Source organism: Devosia sp. YIM 151766 (genome assembly GCF_030285925.1).
In the GTDB taxonomy this organism is placed as follows: domain Bacteria; phylum Pseudomonadota; class Alphaproteobacteria; order Rhizobiales; family Devosiaceae; genus Devosia.
In genome coordinates this window covers 2,420,615-2,437,326 of record NZ_CP127251.1, presented here as the reverse complement: position 1 = coordinate 2,437,326, position 16,712 = coordinate 2,420,615, and the positions used below count along the sequence as shown (strand labels likewise).

At 57.3% G+C, this 16,712-nt stretch carries 17 protein-coding genes, 1 tRNA gene and 1 pseudogene; 5 read left to right on the top strand and 14 right to left on the bottom strand.

The annotated features are described in order from the left end of the window. Positions 1-15 precede the first annotated feature (15 nt). Positions 16-735: a type 1 glutamine amidotransferase gene (locus tag O9Z70_RS11985; RefSeq protein ID WP_286019682.1), complete on the top strand. Its 720-nt coding sequence runs from the start codon at positions 16-18 to the stop codon at positions 733-735. 33 nt (positions 736-768) lie between these two features. Here O9Z70_RS11985 and yihA read toward each other — a convergent pair whose 3' ends face one another. The 4 genes from yihA to rpmH all read right to left on the bottom strand — a co-directional run bounded on the left by yihA (position 769) and on the right by rpmH (position 3,869). After that, positions 769-1,413: a ribosome biogenesis GTP-binding protein YihA/YsxC gene (gene yihA / locus O9Z70_RS11980; RefSeq protein WP_286019681.1), complete on the bottom strand. Its 645-nt coding sequence runs from the start codon at positions 1,411-1,413 to the stop codon at positions 769-771. A 63-nt stretch (positions 1,414-1,476) separates the two neighbouring features. Then, positions 1,477-3,315 (bottom strand): membrane protein insertase YidC, encoded by a 1,839-nt coding sequence (yidC, locus tag O9Z70_RS11975; RefSeq protein ID WP_286019680.1) that lies wholly within the window; start codon positions 3,313-3,315, stop codon positions 1,477-1,479. Further along, positions 3,312-3,719, bottom strand: a complete 408-nt coding sequence (gene rnpA / locus O9Z70_RS11970) for a ribonuclease P protein component (protein ID WP_286019679.1) — start codon at positions 3,717-3,719, stop codon at positions 3,312-3,314. The genes yidC and rnpA overlap by 4 nt, the downstream gene beginning before the upstream one ends. Positions 3,720-3,734: 15 nt before the next feature. Continuing rightward, the gene (gene rpmH / locus O9Z70_RS11965) at positions 3,735-3,869 is read right to left on the bottom strand and encodes a 50S ribosomal protein L34 (protein ID WP_286019678.1); all 135 of its coding nucleotides are present in this window, start codon (positions 3,867-3,869) and stop codon (positions 3,735-3,737) included. A 222-nt stretch (positions 3,870-4,091) separates the two neighbouring features. On the opposite strand from rpmH, the gene O9Z70_RS11960 reads away from it, so the two are divergent. From O9Z70_RS11960 to O9Z70_RS11950, 3 genes are all read left to right on the top strand, one after another. After that, positions 4,092-5,534 carry an FAD-dependent oxidoreductase gene (locus O9Z70_RS11960; protein WP_286019677.1) on the top strand — a complete coding sequence of 481 codons (1,443 nt, stop codon included), beginning with the start codon at positions 4,092-4,094 and terminating at the stop codon, positions 5,532-5,534. Positions 5,535-5,657: 123 nt separating this feature from the next. Then, complete coding sequence (locus tag O9Z70_RS11955) at positions 5,658-7,085, top strand: sensor histidine kinase (protein ID WP_286019676.1); 1,428 nt, start codon at positions 5,658-5,660, stop codon at positions 7,083-7,085. 127 nt (positions 7,086-7,212) lie between these two features. Beyond that, a tRNA-Arg gene (locus tag O9Z70_RS11950) sits at positions 7,213-7,289 on the top strand. Positions 7,290-8,043: 754 nt separating this feature from the next. On the opposite strand, the pseudogene O9Z70_RS16285 reads toward O9Z70_RS11950, so the two are convergent. From O9Z70_RS16285 to O9Z70_RS11935, 3 genes and pseudogenes are all read right to left on the bottom strand, one after another. Next, positions 8,044-8,739: pseudogene (locus tag O9Z70_RS16285) on the bottom strand (recombinase family protein); the annotation flags it as partial. A 59-nt stretch (positions 8,740-8,798) separates the two neighbouring features. Beyond that, entirely contained in the window at positions 8,799-9,002 is a 204-nt protein-coding gene (locus O9Z70_RS11940) for a hypothetical protein (RefSeq protein WP_286019674.1), read from the bottom strand. After that, positions 8,999-9,133 (bottom strand): hypothetical protein, encoded by a 135-nt coding sequence (locus O9Z70_RS11935; protein WP_286019673.1) that lies wholly within the window; start codon positions 9,131-9,133, stop codon positions 8,999-9,001. Before O9Z70_RS11935 ends, O9Z70_RS11940 begins: the two co-directional genes overlap by 4 nt. Positions 9,134-9,368: 235 nt before the next feature. Between O9Z70_RS11935 and O9Z70_RS11930 the strand changes: the two genes are divergently transcribed. Beyond that, a complete protein-coding gene (locus O9Z70_RS11930; protein WP_286019672.1) occupies positions 9,369-10,022 on the top strand; it encodes a hypothetical protein in 654 nt (217 codons plus the stop codon). A 119-nt stretch (positions 10,023-10,141) separates the two neighbouring features. On the opposite strand, the gene O9Z70_RS11925 is transcribed toward O9Z70_RS11930, so the two are convergent. The 7 genes from O9Z70_RS11925 to O9Z70_RS11895 all read right to left on the bottom strand — a co-directional run bounded on the left by O9Z70_RS11925 (position 10,142) and on the right by O9Z70_RS11895 (position 16,501). Beyond that, on the bottom strand, positions 10,142-11,074 hold the full coding sequence (locus tag O9Z70_RS11925) for a DUF4435 domain-containing protein (protein WP_286019671.1): 933 nt from the start codon (positions 11,072-11,074) through the stop codon (positions 10,142-10,144). Continuing rightward, on the bottom strand, positions 11,067-12,629 hold the full coding sequence (locus O9Z70_RS11920) for an AAA family ATPase (RefSeq protein WP_286019670.1): 1,563 nt from the start codon (positions 12,627-12,629) through the stop codon (positions 11,067-11,069). The genes O9Z70_RS11925 and O9Z70_RS11920 overlap by 8 nt, the downstream gene beginning before the upstream one ends. A 72-nt stretch (positions 12,630-12,701) precedes the next feature. Beyond that, the gene (locus tag O9Z70_RS11915) at positions 12,702-14,084 is read right to left on the bottom strand and encodes a type IV secretory system conjugative DNA transfer family protein (protein WP_286019669.1); all 1,383 of its coding nucleotides are present in this window, start codon (positions 14,082-14,084) and stop codon (positions 12,702-12,704) included. Continuing rightward, positions 14,081-14,308, bottom strand: a complete 228-nt coding sequence (locus O9Z70_RS11910) for a hypothetical protein (protein ID WP_286019668.1) — start codon at positions 14,306-14,308, stop codon at positions 14,081-14,083. The genes O9Z70_RS11915 and O9Z70_RS11910 overlap by 4 nt, the downstream gene beginning before the upstream one ends. Beyond that, the gene (locus tag O9Z70_RS11905) at positions 14,305-14,799 is read right to left on the bottom strand and encodes a hypothetical protein (protein ID WP_286019667.1); all 495 of its coding nucleotides are present in this window, start codon (positions 14,797-14,799) and stop codon (positions 14,305-14,307) included. Before O9Z70_RS11905 ends, O9Z70_RS11910 begins: the two co-directional genes overlap by 4 nt. A gap of 11 nt (positions 14,800-14,810) precedes the next feature. Continuing rightward, the gene (locus O9Z70_RS11900; protein WP_286019666.1) at positions 14,811-16,085 is read right to left on the bottom strand and encodes a relaxase/mobilization nuclease domain-containing protein; all 1,275 of its coding nucleotides are present in this window, start codon (positions 16,083-16,085) and stop codon (positions 14,811-14,813) included. Continuing rightward, positions 16,082-16,501: a hypothetical protein gene (locus O9Z70_RS11895; RefSeq protein ID WP_286019665.1), complete on the bottom strand. Its 420-nt coding sequence runs from the start codon at positions 16,499-16,501 to the stop codon at positions 16,082-16,084. Before O9Z70_RS11895 ends, O9Z70_RS11900 begins: the two co-directional genes overlap by 4 nt. Between the last annotated feature and the right edge of the window lie 211 nt (positions 16,502-16,712).

Genomic DNA, 16,712 nt, shown 5'->3' with positions numbered 1-16,712 from the left:
ACAGCGCTGGTGGCAATGAAACTCTCAATCATTGAAGTCGGGCGAGTTCCGGAGCGCATCGCGGATCGTTTCGTCTCATTTCCCCGCAAGTTCATGGCCATGTTCGAGGCTTCGGGCCTGCCATTCGCCTTCGAAACCGTCAATGTGCTTGATGGTCAGGAACTGCCCGATCCCAGCAGCCTCGAAGGCGTGGTCATTACCGGTTCGCCCGCCGGGGTCTATGAGGATCACGCCTGGCTCGATCCTTTGCGCGCCTTCATTCGCGAAGCTTATGCCGCGCAAACGCCGATGGTGGGGATTTGCTTCGGCCACCAGATCATGGCCGATGCCCTGGGCGGCACGGTGCAGAAGTCGGATAAGGGCTGGGGGTTGGGACGGCACAGCTATAATGTCGTGGGGCGGCCGGGCTTTATGCGGGACGCCCCGCCGACGCTGGCCATTGCCTGTTCGCATCAGGACCAGGTGATCGTACCGCCGGCGGAAGCCGAGGTGATTCTGGCGTCGGATTTCGCGCCGCATGCGGGCCTGTTCTATCGGTCGGGAAAAGCGCTCAGCTTCCAGCCGCACCCGGAGTTTTCCGATGGTTTCGCCATGGCTCTGGCCGAGATGAGGCGGGACAGCGTGTCCGAAGCCCAATTGGACAAAGCGCTGGCGTCCTTCGCCAACAGGTCGGATAGTGCCTTGTTGCGCGACTATATCGCCCGCTTCCTGTATCAGGCAGCAAAGCCACGATAATCGAATGGCCGGGCCGGCGCGCCGCCTGCAGCCTCAGCTCTCCAGCAGCAGCGCGATTTCGGTGCGCAACTGGCTGAGACCCGTGCCCTTCTCGCTCGAGGTCTGGATGATGCCCGGATGGGCGGCGGGACGCTTGGCGATAGCGGCGCTGGTTTTGGCGACGATGTTTTCCACGTCCTTGGCCAAAGGCTTGTCCACCTTGGTGAGCACGACCTGATAGCTTACGGCGGCCCGGTCCAGTTCGTTCATGACGCTGAGATCGTTGTCCTTGGGGCCATGGCGGCTGTCGACCAACACATAGACACGCCGGAGCGTGGCGCGGCCCGTCAGATATTGGTGGATGAGCTGGGTCCAGGCCCTCACCTTGGGCTCGGGCGCCTTGGCGAAACCATAGCCGGGCATGTCGACGATGCGCAGGTTTTCACTCTGGCTCTCAAAGATATTGAGTTCCTGTGTCCGGCCCGGCGTATTGGAGGTGCGCGCCAGACCGGACGTGCCGCAAAGCGCGTTGATCAGGCTCGATTTGCCGACATTGGAACGGCCGGCAAAAGCGATCTCGATGCGGTCCATCGGCGGCAGGTCGGCAATGCTGACGCAACCTTTCACGAAAGCGAAGGGGCGGGCGAAGAGCAGTCGCCCGCGCTCGATGATATGGGGGGAATAGTCCGGCTGGGTCATGTTTCTGCCCCTTAAAGAGCAAGCCCGCCGGGATAAGCGGCGGGCTCGCAGGATTGATGTGGTTCAGCTCTTGCCGACTTCTTCCGTCGCCTTGGGCTTGCGGCGGAAGCTGTTCATGATGTTGCCGAACAGGTTCACCTCGACGCCGTGCCGCCGCATGATCACCCATTGCTGCATGATCGAGAGCAGGTTGTTCCAGGCCCAGTAGATCACCAGCCCGGCCGGGAAGGTGCCCAGCATGAAGGTGAAGATCACCGGCATCCAGTTGAAGATCATGGCCTGGGTCGGATCGGGCGGCGGCGGATTGAGGCGCATCTGCACCCACATGGTGATGCCCATGATGACCGGCCAGACGCCAAGATGCATGAATGCGCCGAGGAGCGGAACCACGGTCGGGTCCCAGGGAATCAGGCCGAACAGGGTAAAAATATTGGTCGGATCGGGCGCCGCCAGATCCTGAATCCAGCCGAAGAACGGCGCGTGCCGCATTTCCAGCGAGATGAAGATGACGGTGTAAAGCGCAAAGAAAACCGGAATCTGGATGAGGACAGGCCAGCAGCCGGAAAGCGGGTTGATCTTCTCCTTCTTGTAAAGCTCCATCATCGCCTGCTGCTGAGCGGCGCGGTCATCCTTGAGACGTTCCTGGATAGCCTTCATTTCCGGCTGTACGCGGCGCATCGCGGCCATGGAGGCATAGGAGCGGTTGGCCAGCGGGAAGAAGAGCGCCTTGACGATAACGGTCACCGCCAGGATCGCGAGGCCGAAATTGCCCAATACGCCGTACAGAGTGACCAGCAGCCAATGCATGGGCTTGGTGAGGAAGTGGAACCAGCCCCAGTCGATCAGCAGTTCGAGGCGGTCGAAGCCATATTGCTGTTCGTAGGACGCAATGACCTGGTCTTCCTTGGCGCCGGCGAACACATAGGCGGCGTGGCCCACGGTTCCGCCCGCGGGAATGATCACCGGCTGGGTTTCGACGTAATTGGACTGGTAGACATGCGTGCCGGCGGGGGCGCTATAGGCAAATCGCGCATTGATCGCGGTGCCGGCCGCGGGCAGAACCGCTGTCGCCCAATATTTGTCGGCCATGCCGAGCCAGCCAGTGGTCGCGGCGAAGTCGACCTGCCGGTCGTTCTGAAGGTCGTGATATTTGCGGGCCACGTAATTGTTGGACCCGAGCACGCCAATCGGGCCTTCGTGCTGGATGAAGAAGTTCTGCACCTTGGGATCGCCATGGCGAACCACACGGGCGAAGGGGAACAGAGCAATGTCGCCCGATCCGCCATTCTCCACCGTCTGGGTGACGGTGAACAGGTAATAGTCATCGACTGCGAAAGTGCGGCGGAAGACCAGGCCCTCGCCATTGTCATAGCGCAGCGTCACCGGGGTTTCGGCGGTAAGAGTGGTAGCGTCTCCTTCCGCCGTCCAGACGGTCTGGCTGTCGGGCAAGGTGATATTGGAGCCAGCGGCAGCCACCCAGCCCTGCTCGATGAAATAGGCGTCGGGGAGACCGGCCGGCTTGAGCAATGCGATAGTGGGAGAATTGGGTTCCACCGTCTCGCGATAATGCTTGAGCTCCAGATCGTCGATCCGGGCGCCGATGAGATTGATGGAGCCTTCAAGGTCGAGCGTGGAAATGGCGACGCGATCGCTTGCGGCCAGGGCGCTGTCCCGGTCGGCGAAGACCTGAGTACCGGCTGCGGCCGGAGCGGCCCCCGGGTCCTGAGCGCCGGCCTGCGGCGTGGCAAGCTGCTCGTTGGCCTCCGTCTGCTGGGCGGCGCGGATTTCGGCTTGGCGCTGGGCCTGTTCGAGCTGGGGACCGGCAATGAAAAACTGCCAGCCGAACAGCACCATCATGCTGAGCACCACGGCGAGGATCACATTGCGATTGTCAGAGTTCATTGTCTCGTGTTCCGTTGACCGTGGCCGGGACTATTGCGTTTGTGGCCCGCATTCTCGTCATGCACGCGGGTGATGAGGCCGCCCAGATCGGCGACCAGTCTGGCGAAGGGAAGGCTCAGGGCCTCCCGCCGCGCCAGGAGGACATAGTCATGTCCCGGGCGAAAGTCACGCGCACAGGCTGACGCAGCAGCGCGCAGACGTCTTTTTATGCGATTGCGCTCGGGCGAATTGCCGATTTTTTTGGTGACGGTAAAACCGACACCCGGTTCGGATTCGCTGGTGGCGATCATCTGCAGTCCAAACGCAGAACGCCCGGCGCGACTGCCCCGGGCGGCTTTCAGAAACTGCGAACGCCGCTTCAAACGGCGCAATGTCGGTTCAGGCTTGAAATCGTCGGCCGTCATCCGGCCAGCAATCCGTTAGGCCGACAGCTTCTTGCGGCCATCGCGGCGGCGGCGATTGAGAATCGTGCGGCCGTTCTTGGTCGCCATGCGCGCGCGGAAACCGTGACGGCGGGCACGCACGAGCTTGCTGGGCTGGTATGTACGCTTCATAACATCAGACCGCGCTCAGCACGGTTCCTCTTATTGCAGCTGCTTGCAGCAGAAATGGTCTTGGCGGCGAGCATGTCATGCCGCCTTCGGGTTGGTGCGGTCTATAGGGAAAAGCGGTGCCCAAGTCAACGCGCCTTACCGGCCGGATCGCGCGCGGCGTCACGGTTGTCAAGCGCGGCTTTCCCTCGCATAAATGCGCAATCTATTCTGGCCCAAGCGGACATGGCTGATCAATCTCGACCCGATTTGTGCGTTGTCGGCGCTGGCGCGCTGGGAATCGCGTTAGCGCAATATGCCCGGCGGCTGGGCGCACGCGTCACCCTTGTGGATCGCGGCCCGCCTGAGCCGGGCGATGGGCCGCAACAGGCATTGCGCCTGGCCGCCCTGCAGGCCAGCGCCGCCCGCGCCCACGCAATCCGCCATGCGGCGGCGCTCGGCCTGGGCGAGGTCGAGCCAAAAATCAGCATGAAGGCGGTAAGAGAGCGGGCCTCGGCCGCGGCGCTGGAGCAGGCGCCCATGGTTGATCGCGATCGGTTGACCGCCCTGGGGATCGACATCGTCCGGGGCGCATTTTCCTTCATCGATCAAAACAGCCTGCTGGTCGGCGATATCCAGGTCAGGCCGCGCTCCATTATTCTCGCTCTGGGGGCCTCATGCCCCGTTCCAGCGATTCCCGGCCTGGACCAGATCGACTATTTTACGCCCGACACCATTCTCGACAACAATCGCAAGCTAACGCATCTGCTGGTGATCGGCGGCGATGCTGCGGCATTCAGCCTGGCGCAGATATTTGCCCGGCTCGGTTCGGAGGTGACCCTGGTGCCCCAAGGGGCCGCCCTGCCGGATTACGACCAGGACCTCGCCGCAATCCTGCTGACGACGCTGGCCGGCGAGGGAATCCGCATCCTGGATGGCGCGCGCATCGAAGAAATCGTCCCGCGTTCGCAGGGCACCGGGGCATTGGTGGAGCTATCCTCCGGCGAGCGGGAGGCGCTCGACATATCGCATGTTCTGGTGTCTCAAGCCGGCCATGCTGACCTGGAAGCGCTGATGCCCGAAAAGGCACGATTGCGGCCGGGGCGCGACATTGCCGGACAATATGCATTGGGACCGTTGGGCCAGACCAGCAACCGCCGGATCAGGGTCGTGGGGGCAGCGGCGGGCATTGACCAATGGCATCATGCCATCAGCCATGGCCGCGCCGTCGTCGAAACATTGCTGCTCGGTTCGCCGGTCGCGAAGCTTGCGCCCCAGCCGCGCCTGGTGCCGACCGATCCGCCGCTGGCGCAGATCGGCATGCTGCCGGCAAATAATGGCAAGGCGCTGCCGGGCCATCATCTCCTGCGCGCCAGTCTGGTGGAGAATGAGCAAGCGCGGGCTCTGGGCGGGGCACAGGGCCTCGCCAAAGCTCTGATCGCGCCCAATGGCAATATTGCCGGCGCCGGATTTGTCGGGCCCGGGGCAGCGGAAATGGCCGCCATGTCGGGCGTGGCCATGGAAAAGAACATCGCGCTAGCAGCGTTGGCCCATCTGTCCTTGCCACATCCGAGCCTGATCGATTCACTGGCGGGGTTGGGCGAGAGTGCCGCCTTCCTCAAGCCGGTTCCGCTCTGGACAAGGCGCTGGCGCGCGGCGCGGCGGCGGCTCTTGTTCTGGCGGAAGTGAAGGTTCCTGCCGGTCTGGTTGAGTCTGACCGGCGAAGCCGAGGCAGCAAAAAATCTCGGGCACGGTTCTTTCCGGCGGTGGGGGCTGACGCCAGGAGCGGGACTGACATATGATCGGGAGGAGATGAAAGACCAGTCACGCGTCATCAATAGTCGGTTTTCCGGCCTGTCCAACAAGTTGATCGTCACCATTATCGGGGTGATCATGCTGGTCGAGATCGTCATTTATCTGCCCTCGCTCGCCAGCTTCCGCACCACCTGGCTGGAAGACCGTCTGCGGGTCGGCATCGTAGCGGCCCGGGTACTGGATGCGGTTCCCGATGTCATGGCGCTACCACGCGACCTGACCGACAGATTGCTGCTTTCGGCGGGCGCCGATGCTATTGTCTATCGGCGGGAGGGGCAGAGCCAGCTCATCGAACTCACCGAACCGATCATGCCGGAGCGCGCCGTGACAGCCGATCTGCGGCAGCGCGATCTGCCCAGCCAGATCGCCGGGGCACTCGATACGCTGCTGGCCGGGCCCGGCCGCACCCTGCGTATCGTCGGCGAAGGCGACATCAATGAAAGCCTGCTGGAACTGCTGATGCCCGAGGCCCCGTTGCGCCGCGACATGCTGGATTATTCGCGCAGCATCGTCCTGGTTTCGCTGGGCATTGCGGCGATCACCGCCTTTGCACTCTATATGCTGGTGAGCAGCCTGTTCATCGATCCGGTTTTGCGCCTGACGGCCAATATGCTGGCCTTCCGCAAGGCGCCGGAAAATGGGGCGCTGATCCTCAATCCGTCGACGCGTAACGACGAAATCGGCATTCTCGAACGCGAACTGGCCGCCATGGAGAGCGATCTGTTCGCCATGCTCCGGCAACGGCGGCATCTGGCCGATCTCGGCCTGGCGGTGGCCAAGATCAATCACGATCTGCGCAATACATTGACTGCGGCGCAATTGCTGTCCGATCAGGTGGCGACGCTGGACGACCCACAGGTGCAGAGGTTGGCGCCGAGGCTGGTGATGACCCTGGACAAGGCGATAGGTTTCGCCCAATCGGTGCTGGATTATGGCCGGGAGGCGGTGCTGCCGCCGCAATTCACCACGGTGCCGCTGCGGGCCCTGGTGGATGATGCCGGCTTCGAAGCGCGGGTGACCAGCGATCCGCTTATCGGCTTCAGCAATGACATTCCCGACAATTTCCAGATTGTGGCCGATGCCGGCCAGATCGGGCGACTCCTGGTCAATCTGCTTAAAAATGCCCGTGAAGCGCTCGAGACGGTCGCCAAGGAAGGACGGGACAGCCATATTTCGGTAATGGCCGAGGCAGGTCCGCACGAGGCGGTCATATCCATTATCGATAACGGGCCGGGCCTGCCGCCGCGCGCCCGAGAAAATCTTTTCGTCGCCTTCGAGGGATCGGCCCGCTCGGGCGGAACAGGTCTTGGCCTCGCCATCGCCCGCGAGATCGCCGAGGCCCATGGGGGCCGGCTGGAACTGGTTGAAACGGAACACGGTACGCGGTTCGACCTCACTCTGCCGCTGCAGCAGGGTCGCGTTTGAATCCTTCCCAGGAAAATCGCATGGCGCCGCTTGCAATGGTTCTTCCAGCCATGTATGGGTTGCCCCGCTTCGGGATTGGAAGGAACTTTTACCTACATCCCGACAGCCCGCCGCATAGTCGGCTTGCGCGCCCGTAGCTCAGCTGGATAGAGCACCAGACTACGAATCTGGGGGTCAGAGGTTCGAATCCTTTCGGGCGCGCCATTTTGTTTTCACCACATTCAAAAGCACCTAAGACCTTGAACGGTAAGGTTAAATTTGCGGTTCTAAACCCCTCATTTCGTGCATAACGAAGTCGCTCTGCGAACATCAATTTCAGCACTGCGCGACGCCCATCGAAGTCCTCGGAAGCCCATAAATTCCAAGGGTTTGCGAGGAAGGTCAGCGCGGTTCTAAGTGTATCGTCGAAGTTACTGGCAGGTCGCAATGATTTCGCCGCGCGCTCCTTCGCAATGATCTTCTCATCTTCGAGATCGCGAATGCGTTCTTCGAACTTCGCGATCACGCGCGGCTCGCTCACATCGAGGATTCGCTCCAGCAGTTTATCGACATCGCGTTCGATCTTCGCGATATGCGCTTGCAACGCTTTCGCCTGGTCCTTCGAGTTTGCTGAAAGGCCATTCCACCACTTGCGCAACATGCGCTCGGCGACATGGAAGAGTTTTTCATTTGGCTGCACCGCGTGGAGCAATGCTTCGAACTCGCCGTGAATTTGATCACGGCGGATCGACTTGCCGTAGCTCGTGCAACCACGCTGCGGGCAGAGATAATAGGGATGGCGACTGACCCGACCTTTTGACCAACAGGCGGTCAGCGGCGTCGAGCAATCATTGCAAAGCACATAACCGCGAAGCGGGAAGTCCTCGCTCACATTCTGACGACGCGGGGCTGTCGTCTTGCCATTCAGCTTGTTTTGGATGCGCTTGAAGGTCTCATACGAGACCAAGCCCTCATGCTGCCCCTCACGCAGCGGGATATCCCACTTCGGCGCTTCGACATAACCGGCATAGACACAATTGCGCAGCAGGATCGAGACGCGCTGATGGCGCACAATGCCGCGTGTGTCTTTAGGGAAGAGTGGATTGTCCCGAAGGAAGCGCATCACGTCCGCCGCTGTCTCGAAGCGGTTGGAGGCAAAGCCTTCCAACGCTTCTTGCACGACCGAGGCGACTGGCTCGCAGCGGCGGAGCATGCGCCCGCCATTCTTCACCGAATAATATTCGTACCCGATAGGTGCCTGGAACGGCCAGTAGCCGTTCATCAGGCGCGCCTTCATGCGGCGAAGTGTTTGCTCCGCATTCTTCTGCCGGAAGTGCTGCGCAAACGTCGCATGAATGTTCTCGACCATCATCGAGTCCGCGTCGTCGTTAAACTCCATCTTAGGGCTGACGAGCCTGCCGCCCGCTTCGCGCAGCAGGTCGCGCAAATCCCAATGCCCGCGAATGTCGCGCGCAAAGCGATCAATCGCATCGATGATGACGGTATATCCGGCGCTGCGGTTCTTCTTTAGGAAGGCTACCATCGCGCTCATGCCGGGGCGATTGGTGACGCCGCCCGTCATGCTGTCTGTGAAGACTTCATGCACATCGAACCCGGCAAAGCGCGCATATTCGCGGCATGTGGTTTCTTGTGAGCGCAGGCTCGTGCCGCGCATGCCAGCTTTCTCTTCGCTAACGCGGCAGTAGATTACGGCTGGTTTGATGTTTGAATCGGTCATGCGCTGCCTCCGTCAGGTTTCGATGCGCTCTCCATGTTGGTTGATGGAAGCAGCGTACCATTTCCGGGAACAGGGGCGGACGCCTCGTTAAACTCCGCGAAGATCAGTCCACAGAGATCAACCGAATAGCCGAGACGGGCAAAGTGGCCCATGATCGACCAGAGCGTGTGGAGGAATTCGGCCTCCTGCTGTTCGGTCATTCCAAGAACAGCGATATCCGCCCGATAATCCTCAGGATCAAACTGAGGGGCTGGGCGAGCGCCGGAGCCAGTGAAGCCGAAGAAATCAACTCGGCCTTGCCATTATTGTCTAGTATATCAATCCCGCTCATCTTCAGCCTCCTTTCCAGCTATTCTTTAAGCTGTGCTGATAATATAGAACATTTAGCGAACAAACAAGGAAATCATTCCTAATTTGTTCAGTTGCTTGCTCGATTCTTGGTTATGAAATCGCCGCTCGCAACGGTACACCAGGGCAAACTAATCAGTTTTTGCTGGTGTCAGGCCGCTGGCCCGTTAGATCTCAGAACGTTAGCGGGCCGCGGGGGCTAGGATTTATTGCAGAAAATGCATGGCAATGGCCTGATGCTCAACGTGCGGTTCTCTACCGAGGCCGCGCATGATCTGCTTTATGGCTTTTGTATCGGCTTGCCCGTGAAGAAGGTCGCGGCGATTGCCCAAGTCAGCCCGAGGGTTGCGCGGGCTGCCTATATCGCACTGCGAGACGCGCTCTCAGCGTCGCAATTCATGATCTGGCACCAGATGCGCTCGGCATCGCTTTACGATGCCACGCCCATTGATGTGCATATGTCCGTTCTAGCTGAACCAATCGCGGCTTGTTACTTCGACCGCTTCTGCCAACGGAATTACGCGCTCGGCAATAGGCAAAGCCGCCTGTGCCGGAAATGTCCGATCCCGGCAGCACTGCGCGCCGACATGGACGAAGAGGGGCGCGACCACGCACGCGGCTTGGCTGAAACGATCGTCCGCGAAGCCAGCGGCGCGCGTGCCTTTTACGCAATGCTGGGCATGCGAGAGAAGCCCTTCGCCTCTCTGCCATACCTACAGATCATGCACTACCGGACGGTGACAACTGCTCTGGACGCGGTACGAAAACGCAGTGGAGCAATCGATCTTAAAGCCGAGACACCGCTGTCACCACGGACCCTTTACAGGCGCATGGTGGATCATCTTGAAGCGTTCAAGGTGGAGGTTGGATAATCCCGGAAGGGGAGATAGCGCTCTTCGCAAGATGTGCGGTGTAGTACCGCAATCTTGGCAAGGGGGCCGCTAGCGCGCCCCCGTTGCATCCCCCAGGCTAAGGAGGCATCAACAACACTTCACTGAACTTTGGCAAGAAATTCGGCCAGGCCGTTTGGCGCGTCAGATTTGGCTGCAAAACTGGTTAATACGATTTCTGATCGGCGGACTTTAGCCTTCGGCGGCGTCAACGCACCGAAATGCGCTGTGTTGTCATTCGAGTAGTCATCTGCGAGTAAGGACAACCAACGCTCAAAAAACCAATAAGCAAACTTACCACGGTATCTTTCTGCGGGCACGAGCATCTCAAATTCTTCCCTCATACTCGCTAGAACTTCAACACTTGGTTCGGTCTCAAACTGGACAATTTCAGTTGCATTTTTTGTTGGCGGAGTGACCTCTGAGAGGCCCACTAACGCCACATCTTGAATTCGATCAGGAACATGCGTTTTGAGCTTTAGCCCCAACCGCTTTCCTACAAACAGGCGGAAATTCACATCTTTGCTAACAGCTAAAAATCTATCGTAAACACCGCTGAATATTATAACGATGGGATCGCGTATGTCCGGCCTTGAATGACAGTGAAACTCATTCTTTAGGAACTCTCGCAGCGCGTTTTCTGTAACCAAGTAATTTTCTATTGAATAGAATTCTGTCATGTAGGTGGCATCCCCACATGGATGGCCCTGCAAATCGTCAAAATCCCGATCAATAAAGAAGAAGACATTTTCTCCTAAATTGTTCATATCCGCTTCTACAGCTCTTCTAAGTTGCAAAGTTTGCCTCTTTCCAGAGCAAGGAAACGGCTCGTACTTCAATCCTGGGCGCAACCTGCTAATCCATGTGAAGTAAACTATTTTGTCGTCATTTCCTTCAAAAACAAAAATTGGTGTATTCGGGATCATAGAACGTAAGCTTATAAGGCCTATCTTCAAAACAGATGGATTTGCCCTGGAGCTTTTCAGTTCATCAATATAGGTGCTCTCGACGCGCTCAACATTTATTTCAGTCATCCAAATCTTCCAAGCCAGCTTCAGGGTCCAATTTTTGTGCGGCCTCTACATCAATTGCTAACTCGAGAGGTCGTGCGAATGGGTCCAAGGCATTGTCAAAAATGAACGGAGAATGAGTGATCGCAATAATTTGCTGACATAGTGGAGCGTTTATAACATCTGGAATGATCTCTCTTTGCCAATCCAGTGACAAAGAAAGCTCCGGTTCGTCAATAAGTACTATTTTTTTGTTTGGGTAGAGAAACAGTTTTCCGAATAGTGAGACCATTTGTTTCTCGCCAGACGATAATGCTTCTAGAGAAATTTTACGACCGGATCGCACACTCTCTGCGTAAACCTGCAGCGTCCGCCGGTCGAGACGCAACATCTTATCATCAATACCTGCAATACGGTCTCCCTTGTTGTTGTCGCGAGGCATAAAGTCCTCAGCCATTCGGGGAGACAGGTACTTGTTACAACTATCAATAAAATCTTGAACAGGTTTTTCCACTACACTGGTCGCGTCAATCACAGCGCTAAGCTTACTCAAGAAATATCTTAGAAATTTATTTGATTCTGTCGGAATTTCTCCGCCTGAATAAATCTTTTCGATGTTTGGTACGGACACATCTTGAAATGATTGAAAAGGGCCGACGCGACGGCCTTCTTTGAGCCGAGAAAAAAATAAACTGAGATCCGCTTGAGTGGGGATCGCTTCTGAATCGTAATTTCCTCTTTCCAACGTCCCGTCGATAAGCTCGTTGACAATGTCGGCACTGATTTGGCGATAGCCTTTGTTAGAATCTATCAGGATCTTCTGATTTAAATCAGAAAGTCGCTCCGAGATGTCGGCCAAACCAAATTGTATATCGCCTGAAAATAATCCAGATTTATTGAAACGAAATTTCGTTCGTTTCTTCCTTCTATACGGTGAATCTTGCTCAGCAGTCCAAGGTATTTCTATTCGTCTATAAGTGGGAAGGTATACAATCTCTGTGTCTTTAAGGACCGACGCCACGGCTTGGCTAATGGACAAAAGCTCAGGCGAATGTGCGAATGCACTAACTTTGGCCTTTTCAAGGGCTTCCACCACATCAACATGGCGATATCCAACTACGTTTCGAACCGCAGTGTAGACGGGTTCATCGTCCATAAGGCGCAAATCCAACTTGAGCCGATCAAAATCTTCTATAAGAAAAGTTAACAAGACTAGCGGATCTTGATCTGACCTACGCGCCAGTCGTGAAATTTCGCTCTCAGCTGGTATATCAAACAGGCTAATTATGTCTTCCCGGCGAAGAACGAGTTCTTTTTCTACATCACGAAGTTTGCAACGTATTTCTGTAAATATTATTTCTTTAAGCCTAGAGTATTGTCCTTTTAGAAATGCATCTAAAGCGCCAAGTAAAGTTGTTTTTCCGGACCCATTTTGAGCGATTAGGACGGTCGCAGCGTAGGGGGATGAAAGGGAAATAGACCTATAGCCATGTAACCCGTTGATGCTAAATCTCTCGACTATGGATTCTGAGGAGCCCTTGCGATAAGTCCTGGAGGTTTCATCGTCATTCTGGATCATTTGTAATGTGCCTCTAGGAACTATATTGAGATTTATTGTAGTTCATTTTCACCTTATTCTCAATGTCCACTTTTAGAACTTGCGATAGCGAATACTGAATTTAGCCTTGCAACGAGCATCGCGCAACATGCCAGAAAGCTCGGATCTGTCCCAGTAGTTTGGTAAATCGGGGGTGAAGAAGCCGTGATCGCGAGAATCGAGCAGGCCTTTGTCGCCGCCTGTGGCGCGTCGAATATCTTCCACCTGCAAGAGTGGGCGTGATTGCTCAACAAGATTATCGCCTGACCCGTTGACCTGGTTGTTGTTGACGTTGAAGCCGCGCACCATGATGGAAGTTTTGCCTGAACGATGTTCAATGTCTTTCAGCGTTTGATCGTCGGGCAGGCCGCGATAGAGCGTGTGCGCGACGGCCTTCTTCCAGAGACGGGACGTTTCGCGGCCATAGCGGGATTCGATCTGCGCAGCGGCATTTTGGAATACACCGAGGAAATTGATCCCGCCCTCACGGTAGAGGGTGAGGATTTCATGGAAGTTCGAGACGTAAAGCTGACCCCATTCCTCGCCCACAACGAGGGCGCGGAGGGGGCCGTGCGCTGAGACGAAGCGCTGGATGATTGCCGCCGTCATTGCCCCGACGAAGGTGCGACTACTATCTGACGTGGCCGATCCAATAATGAACAATGCCGTAGGCGTAGTTTTCATCTCAGCCGGATCGAATGAATTGTGCTCGGTCACTCTGCGCGCTGCCGCGCCAGGCTGGAATGCTTGCAGCCGTTCGATGACCAGCGAAGAATAGGCGTTCCACTGATCGTTCGAAGCGGTCAAACCAGCAATTTGCTGACACATGCCGGAATCGTCCTGCATCCGGTTATCACTGGCCCATATTAGAAGATCGTCAGCGATTTCATCCGCTGAGCGCCCAAAGAAATCCCACAATCCGCCGGGGGTGCAAGGCCAGCGTTCCGATGGGAAACGCGCCGTGATCTTATTATAGAGCGCAAAGGCAGAGCGTGTGCCTTGCCCGATCCAGCGATGAGCTGGGTTTGGATCAATAGGCACCAGATAGCTTGCCGCGTCATACGCGGCTTCATTCAGAATGCCATAAAGCTCAGGACGGGCCGCAATCTCGATAACACGCGAATTGATGTTGTAGCTGTCTGATGTGTAGCCGTAGAGATTACCGGGATTGATGAAGCGAACAATGTAGCCCTGCCGCTCAAGCGTTTTCCACGACACCCAGGCAAGCTCTGCATCCTTGGGATCTGTGATGATCTTGGTCAGATGCGCCGTGCGCGGCGATACAAGGTTCGGTGCAAGAAATCTGGTGAGCTTTCCCTTGCCTGCCTGCGCATCTATGGCCACGGGCTCTGTGCCGCCATAGACGACTGGCTGACCCCGAAAGAAGCCCAGCTCAATGCCTTTTCTGAGGTTTTTGTATTCACTGGGATGCTTCATTCGATCAGCCTGGACTTTCTCAAGGCGGATTCATCATCGAGGACCGCATGGCCAAGCTGGCCACTTGGATTTGCGTGAAGCATGGCTTGCAGTTGTTGCTGTGCCTGTGTCTCCGCCCGAATGCGGGCGGTGCGCATTTGCGCAGCGTCCCGCCAGGCAAGATATTGCTGGTAGCGAGATATGAGCATCCAAAGAACGTGAAGGGGGCGCGATGGGCTGCTCATGATCGACGCTCTTCCTCATCGTCCCAGGACGCATAAGTGAATGTCGGGGATGGCAGCGCATCCCGACGAGGGACATCGAGGGTGTTACTTTGTTCGTTGACCGGATGCTCGGCCGGGGCTGCGCGCCTTTGCGCGAGGACTAAGATCGCTTCGATACCAACCGAGCCGAGACAATAGCCAATCGCCATCATGACCCAGGCGGTGCTTTGCTGAAGAGGCGTGCGCATCATGATGGCGCATATCGCCACGAACAGGATCAGTGAGACTGCTCCCAAAAGGCCGCGCTTGATAAAGGCACGCGCTCGCGCTGGTTCTATGTGAATAGGGCCTAAAGCCAGTGGCTTCGACCATGCCAACGCCGCGATGATGGTCAACACAAAGGCGATGAAAGCGAAGAAGAAAAACAGCGCCATGGCCACCAACACAACGGCCATCACGATCAGGCCGATATAATCGGCGGGTTGCGCCTTGTTGTATCGTTGCTGGTTCATACCAGTACTCCCTATGAACGTTCGAGACGCAGGCCGATGGATCGCCGACGCGATTGGTCCTGCGTTTGATGGTTACGAGTGAATTTGAAGAAGCGCCCGATGTCGCCGCGCAGCTCCAGGAGCTGCTTGGCCTGAGCGCTCCGCAGCTCTTTGAAGTCCATTTGAAGCGCGGCGCGCTGTTCACGCTGCGCGTCGATCAGGCTTTGCCGCTCGTGCGTTTGTCGCTGGCGCGATTGCTCCGCTTCGTGCTCATTGGCACGGCGAACGTCGCGATACTGGCCGGTGATACGGTGCCACAGGCCGCGCAGGCCCATTGGCAGGCGCGCCGCACGCTCTCGGGTTTCTGTTTCCCATTGCACGGCCTGCCGGGTGCTGAGCGCTGCCCGTTCTGTTCGGTGCGCTTGCGTCATCGCGGATTTTGCCGCGTTCAATTCGGCGGACCGCTTCGCGAAGGACTTCTTGGATTCTTCGATATGCCGCCGGAGGGCAGGCGTCATACGCTGCCCAATTATTTCCTTGGTTTCATCGACGGATTTCAGGTGATCACCCTCGCCAAGGCGCTGGCGTACCTCATTGGTTTTGAGGTCCAGCATGCGCGGGAGGGACCAGACTTCACCCTGATGATCGAGGATGACAAAGCTGCGCTTATCGCCTCGTGCGAGAAAGAAGCCGCGTTCTGAGATGGACCGCTCGAAAGATGATGAGTTGTCAGAGCGCTGCCAGCAATCTTGCAGCGTGGATTTGAGCCAGCGTGGATCAATGCCCTGGCGTTTTGCCTGCTGCCATTCCGCCAGTGTGAAGTTGGTTGGATTACGCTCGCTTGCGCGCTCCAAACCGCGCGGCAATTTCCAGCCGTGCTCAAGGTAGAGTTCGCGCGAAACGCCCATGAGCTTTTGTTTGAAAAAGCTCATTTGCTTAGCGGTCATCGTGTCCGCATCAATGCGCGACCAGACAGCATGAGCATGGCGGCGGCCTTCTTTTTCATGAAAGACAATCGCGCGCGGTTGGTCTTCGAGGGCGAGATGTTTTTCGATGCGGCCTATGGCTTTTTCAAAATCATCCACCGACACCCGCGCGTCGGCAGGCGGGCTGAGCGAAAGCGAGAAAAGATACTGGCGGCACTTCGTGCCCTTGCTGATCGCTTCAACTTCGCGAAAAGCGTCACGCAGATTGTCAGAGGCAAAGCCGCGCAGCTCATGAACAGACAAATGCTCATTGTCATCCATCTTCATCAGGTGCGCCGCCAAATCCTGACCGCCGCCGCGTTGTGAGGCTTTGAGGATCATGCGCGGCCTCCTGCACGATGGCCGAGAGCAACCAGCAGCGCCGACCGAATTTCTTGCACAAGCGCAATCGCGGCGAGCAGTTCGGCTTCGGTTTCCGGGGTGAGGGCGAGCGCCCCGATCTCGGCGGCGCGGGCCATATCCTGCAAGGAGCGAAGAAGATCAGAGCGACCAAGCAGTGCCAGTGCCCGCGCAAGCGCCTTCTTGTCCTCTATGGCCAGGACCTTTCGGCGCTTGCGCCTCTCAGGCATCCCATCCAGAAGTTTGGCTTTGATATAGGCACCAAGCGGAGCGCCCGCAGCCTCCATAGCTAAGCGGGCGCGGTCCGTCTCGCTCAGTCTTATCGAAAAGGGCGCGAGGCGTTTTGCTCTGGCTGGGCCGGTTGTGGCGGTGTGGTTGAAAGTGCCATCTAAGGACATGGCGGCACCGGAGGCTTGCCAGCCTTCAGGTACTCAAGATGGGTGTTCCAATCGGCTAAAACCTCGAATAATTCGTTCGAAGTCGCGCCCTCAAGGCGCGCCAATAGTTTCAAAGGTTTAGCCGCAAATTGCCGTTTCAAAACGGCTATCCTACGGTCTCGGCATCGCGCCGGTCTGGCTGGCAGATGAAACCTAGCTGGCGCTTATACGC

Bases quoted from the DNA above. Each gene is read 5' to 3' on its own strand.
- O9Z70_RS11905 (WP_286019667.1), bottom strand. From the start codon at position 14,799: ATGAACCAGCAACGATACAACAAGGCGCAACCCGCCGATTATATCGGC.
- O9Z70_RS11910 (WP_286019668.1), bottom strand. From the start codon at position 14,308: ATGAGCAGCCCATCGCGCCCCCTTCACGTTCTTTGGATGCTCATATCT.
- yidC (WP_286019680.1), bottom strand. From the start codon at position 3,315: ATGAACTCTGACAATCGCAATGTGATCCTCGCCGTGGTGCTCAGCATG.
- O9Z70_RS11930 (WP_286019672.1), top strand. From the start codon at position 9,369: ATGCATGGCAATGGCCTGATGCTCAACGTGCGGTTCTCTACCGAGGCC.
- O9Z70_RS11955 (WP_286019676.1), top strand. From the start codon at position 5,658: ATGAAAGACCAGTCACGCGTCATCAATAGTCGGTTTTCCGGCCTGTCC.
- O9Z70_RS11985 (WP_286019682.1), top strand. From the start codon at position 16: ATGAAACTCTCAATCATTGAAGTCGGGCGAGTTCCGGAGCGCATCGCG.
- O9Z70_RS11915 (WP_286019669.1), bottom strand. From the start codon at position 14,084: ATGAAGCATCCCAGTGAATACAAAAACCTCAGAAAAGGCATTGAGCTG.
- O9Z70_RS11895 (WP_286019665.1), bottom strand. From the start codon at position 16,501: ATGTCCTTAGATGGCACTTTCAACCACACCGCCACAACCGGCCCAGCC.
- O9Z70_RS11900 (WP_286019666.1), bottom strand. From the start codon at position 16,085: ATGATCCTCAAAGCCTCACAACGCGGCGGCGGTCAGGATTTGGCGGCG.
- rpmH (WP_286019678.1), bottom strand. From the start codon at position 3,869: ATGAAGCGTACATACCAGCCCAGCAAGCTCGTGCGTGCCCGCCGTCAC.
- O9Z70_RS11940 (WP_286019674.1), bottom strand. From the start codon at position 9,002: ATGACCGAACAGCAGGAGGCCGAATTCCTCCACACGCTCTGGTCGATC.
- O9Z70_RS11935 (WP_286019673.1), bottom strand. From the start codon at position 9,133: ATGAGCGGGATTGATATACTAGACAATAATGGCAAGGCCGAGTTGATT.
- O9Z70_RS11920 (WP_286019670.1), bottom strand. From the start codon at position 12,629: ATGATCCAGAATGACGATGAAACCTCCAGGACTTATCGCAAGGGCTCC.
- rnpA (WP_286019679.1), bottom strand. From the start codon at position 3,719: ATGACGGCCGACGATTTCAAGCCTGAACCGACATTGCGCCGTTTGAAG.
- O9Z70_RS11925 (WP_286019671.1), bottom strand. From the start codon at position 11,074: ATGACTGAAATAAATGTTGAGCGCGTCGAGAGCACCTATATTGATGAA.
- O9Z70_RS11960 (WP_286019677.1), top strand. From the start codon at position 4,092: ATGGCTGATCAATCTCGACCCGATTTGTGCGTTGTCGGCGCTGGCGCG.
- yihA (WP_286019681.1), bottom strand. From the start codon at position 1,413: ATGACCCAGCCGGACTATTCCCCCCATATCATCGAGCGCGGGCGACTG.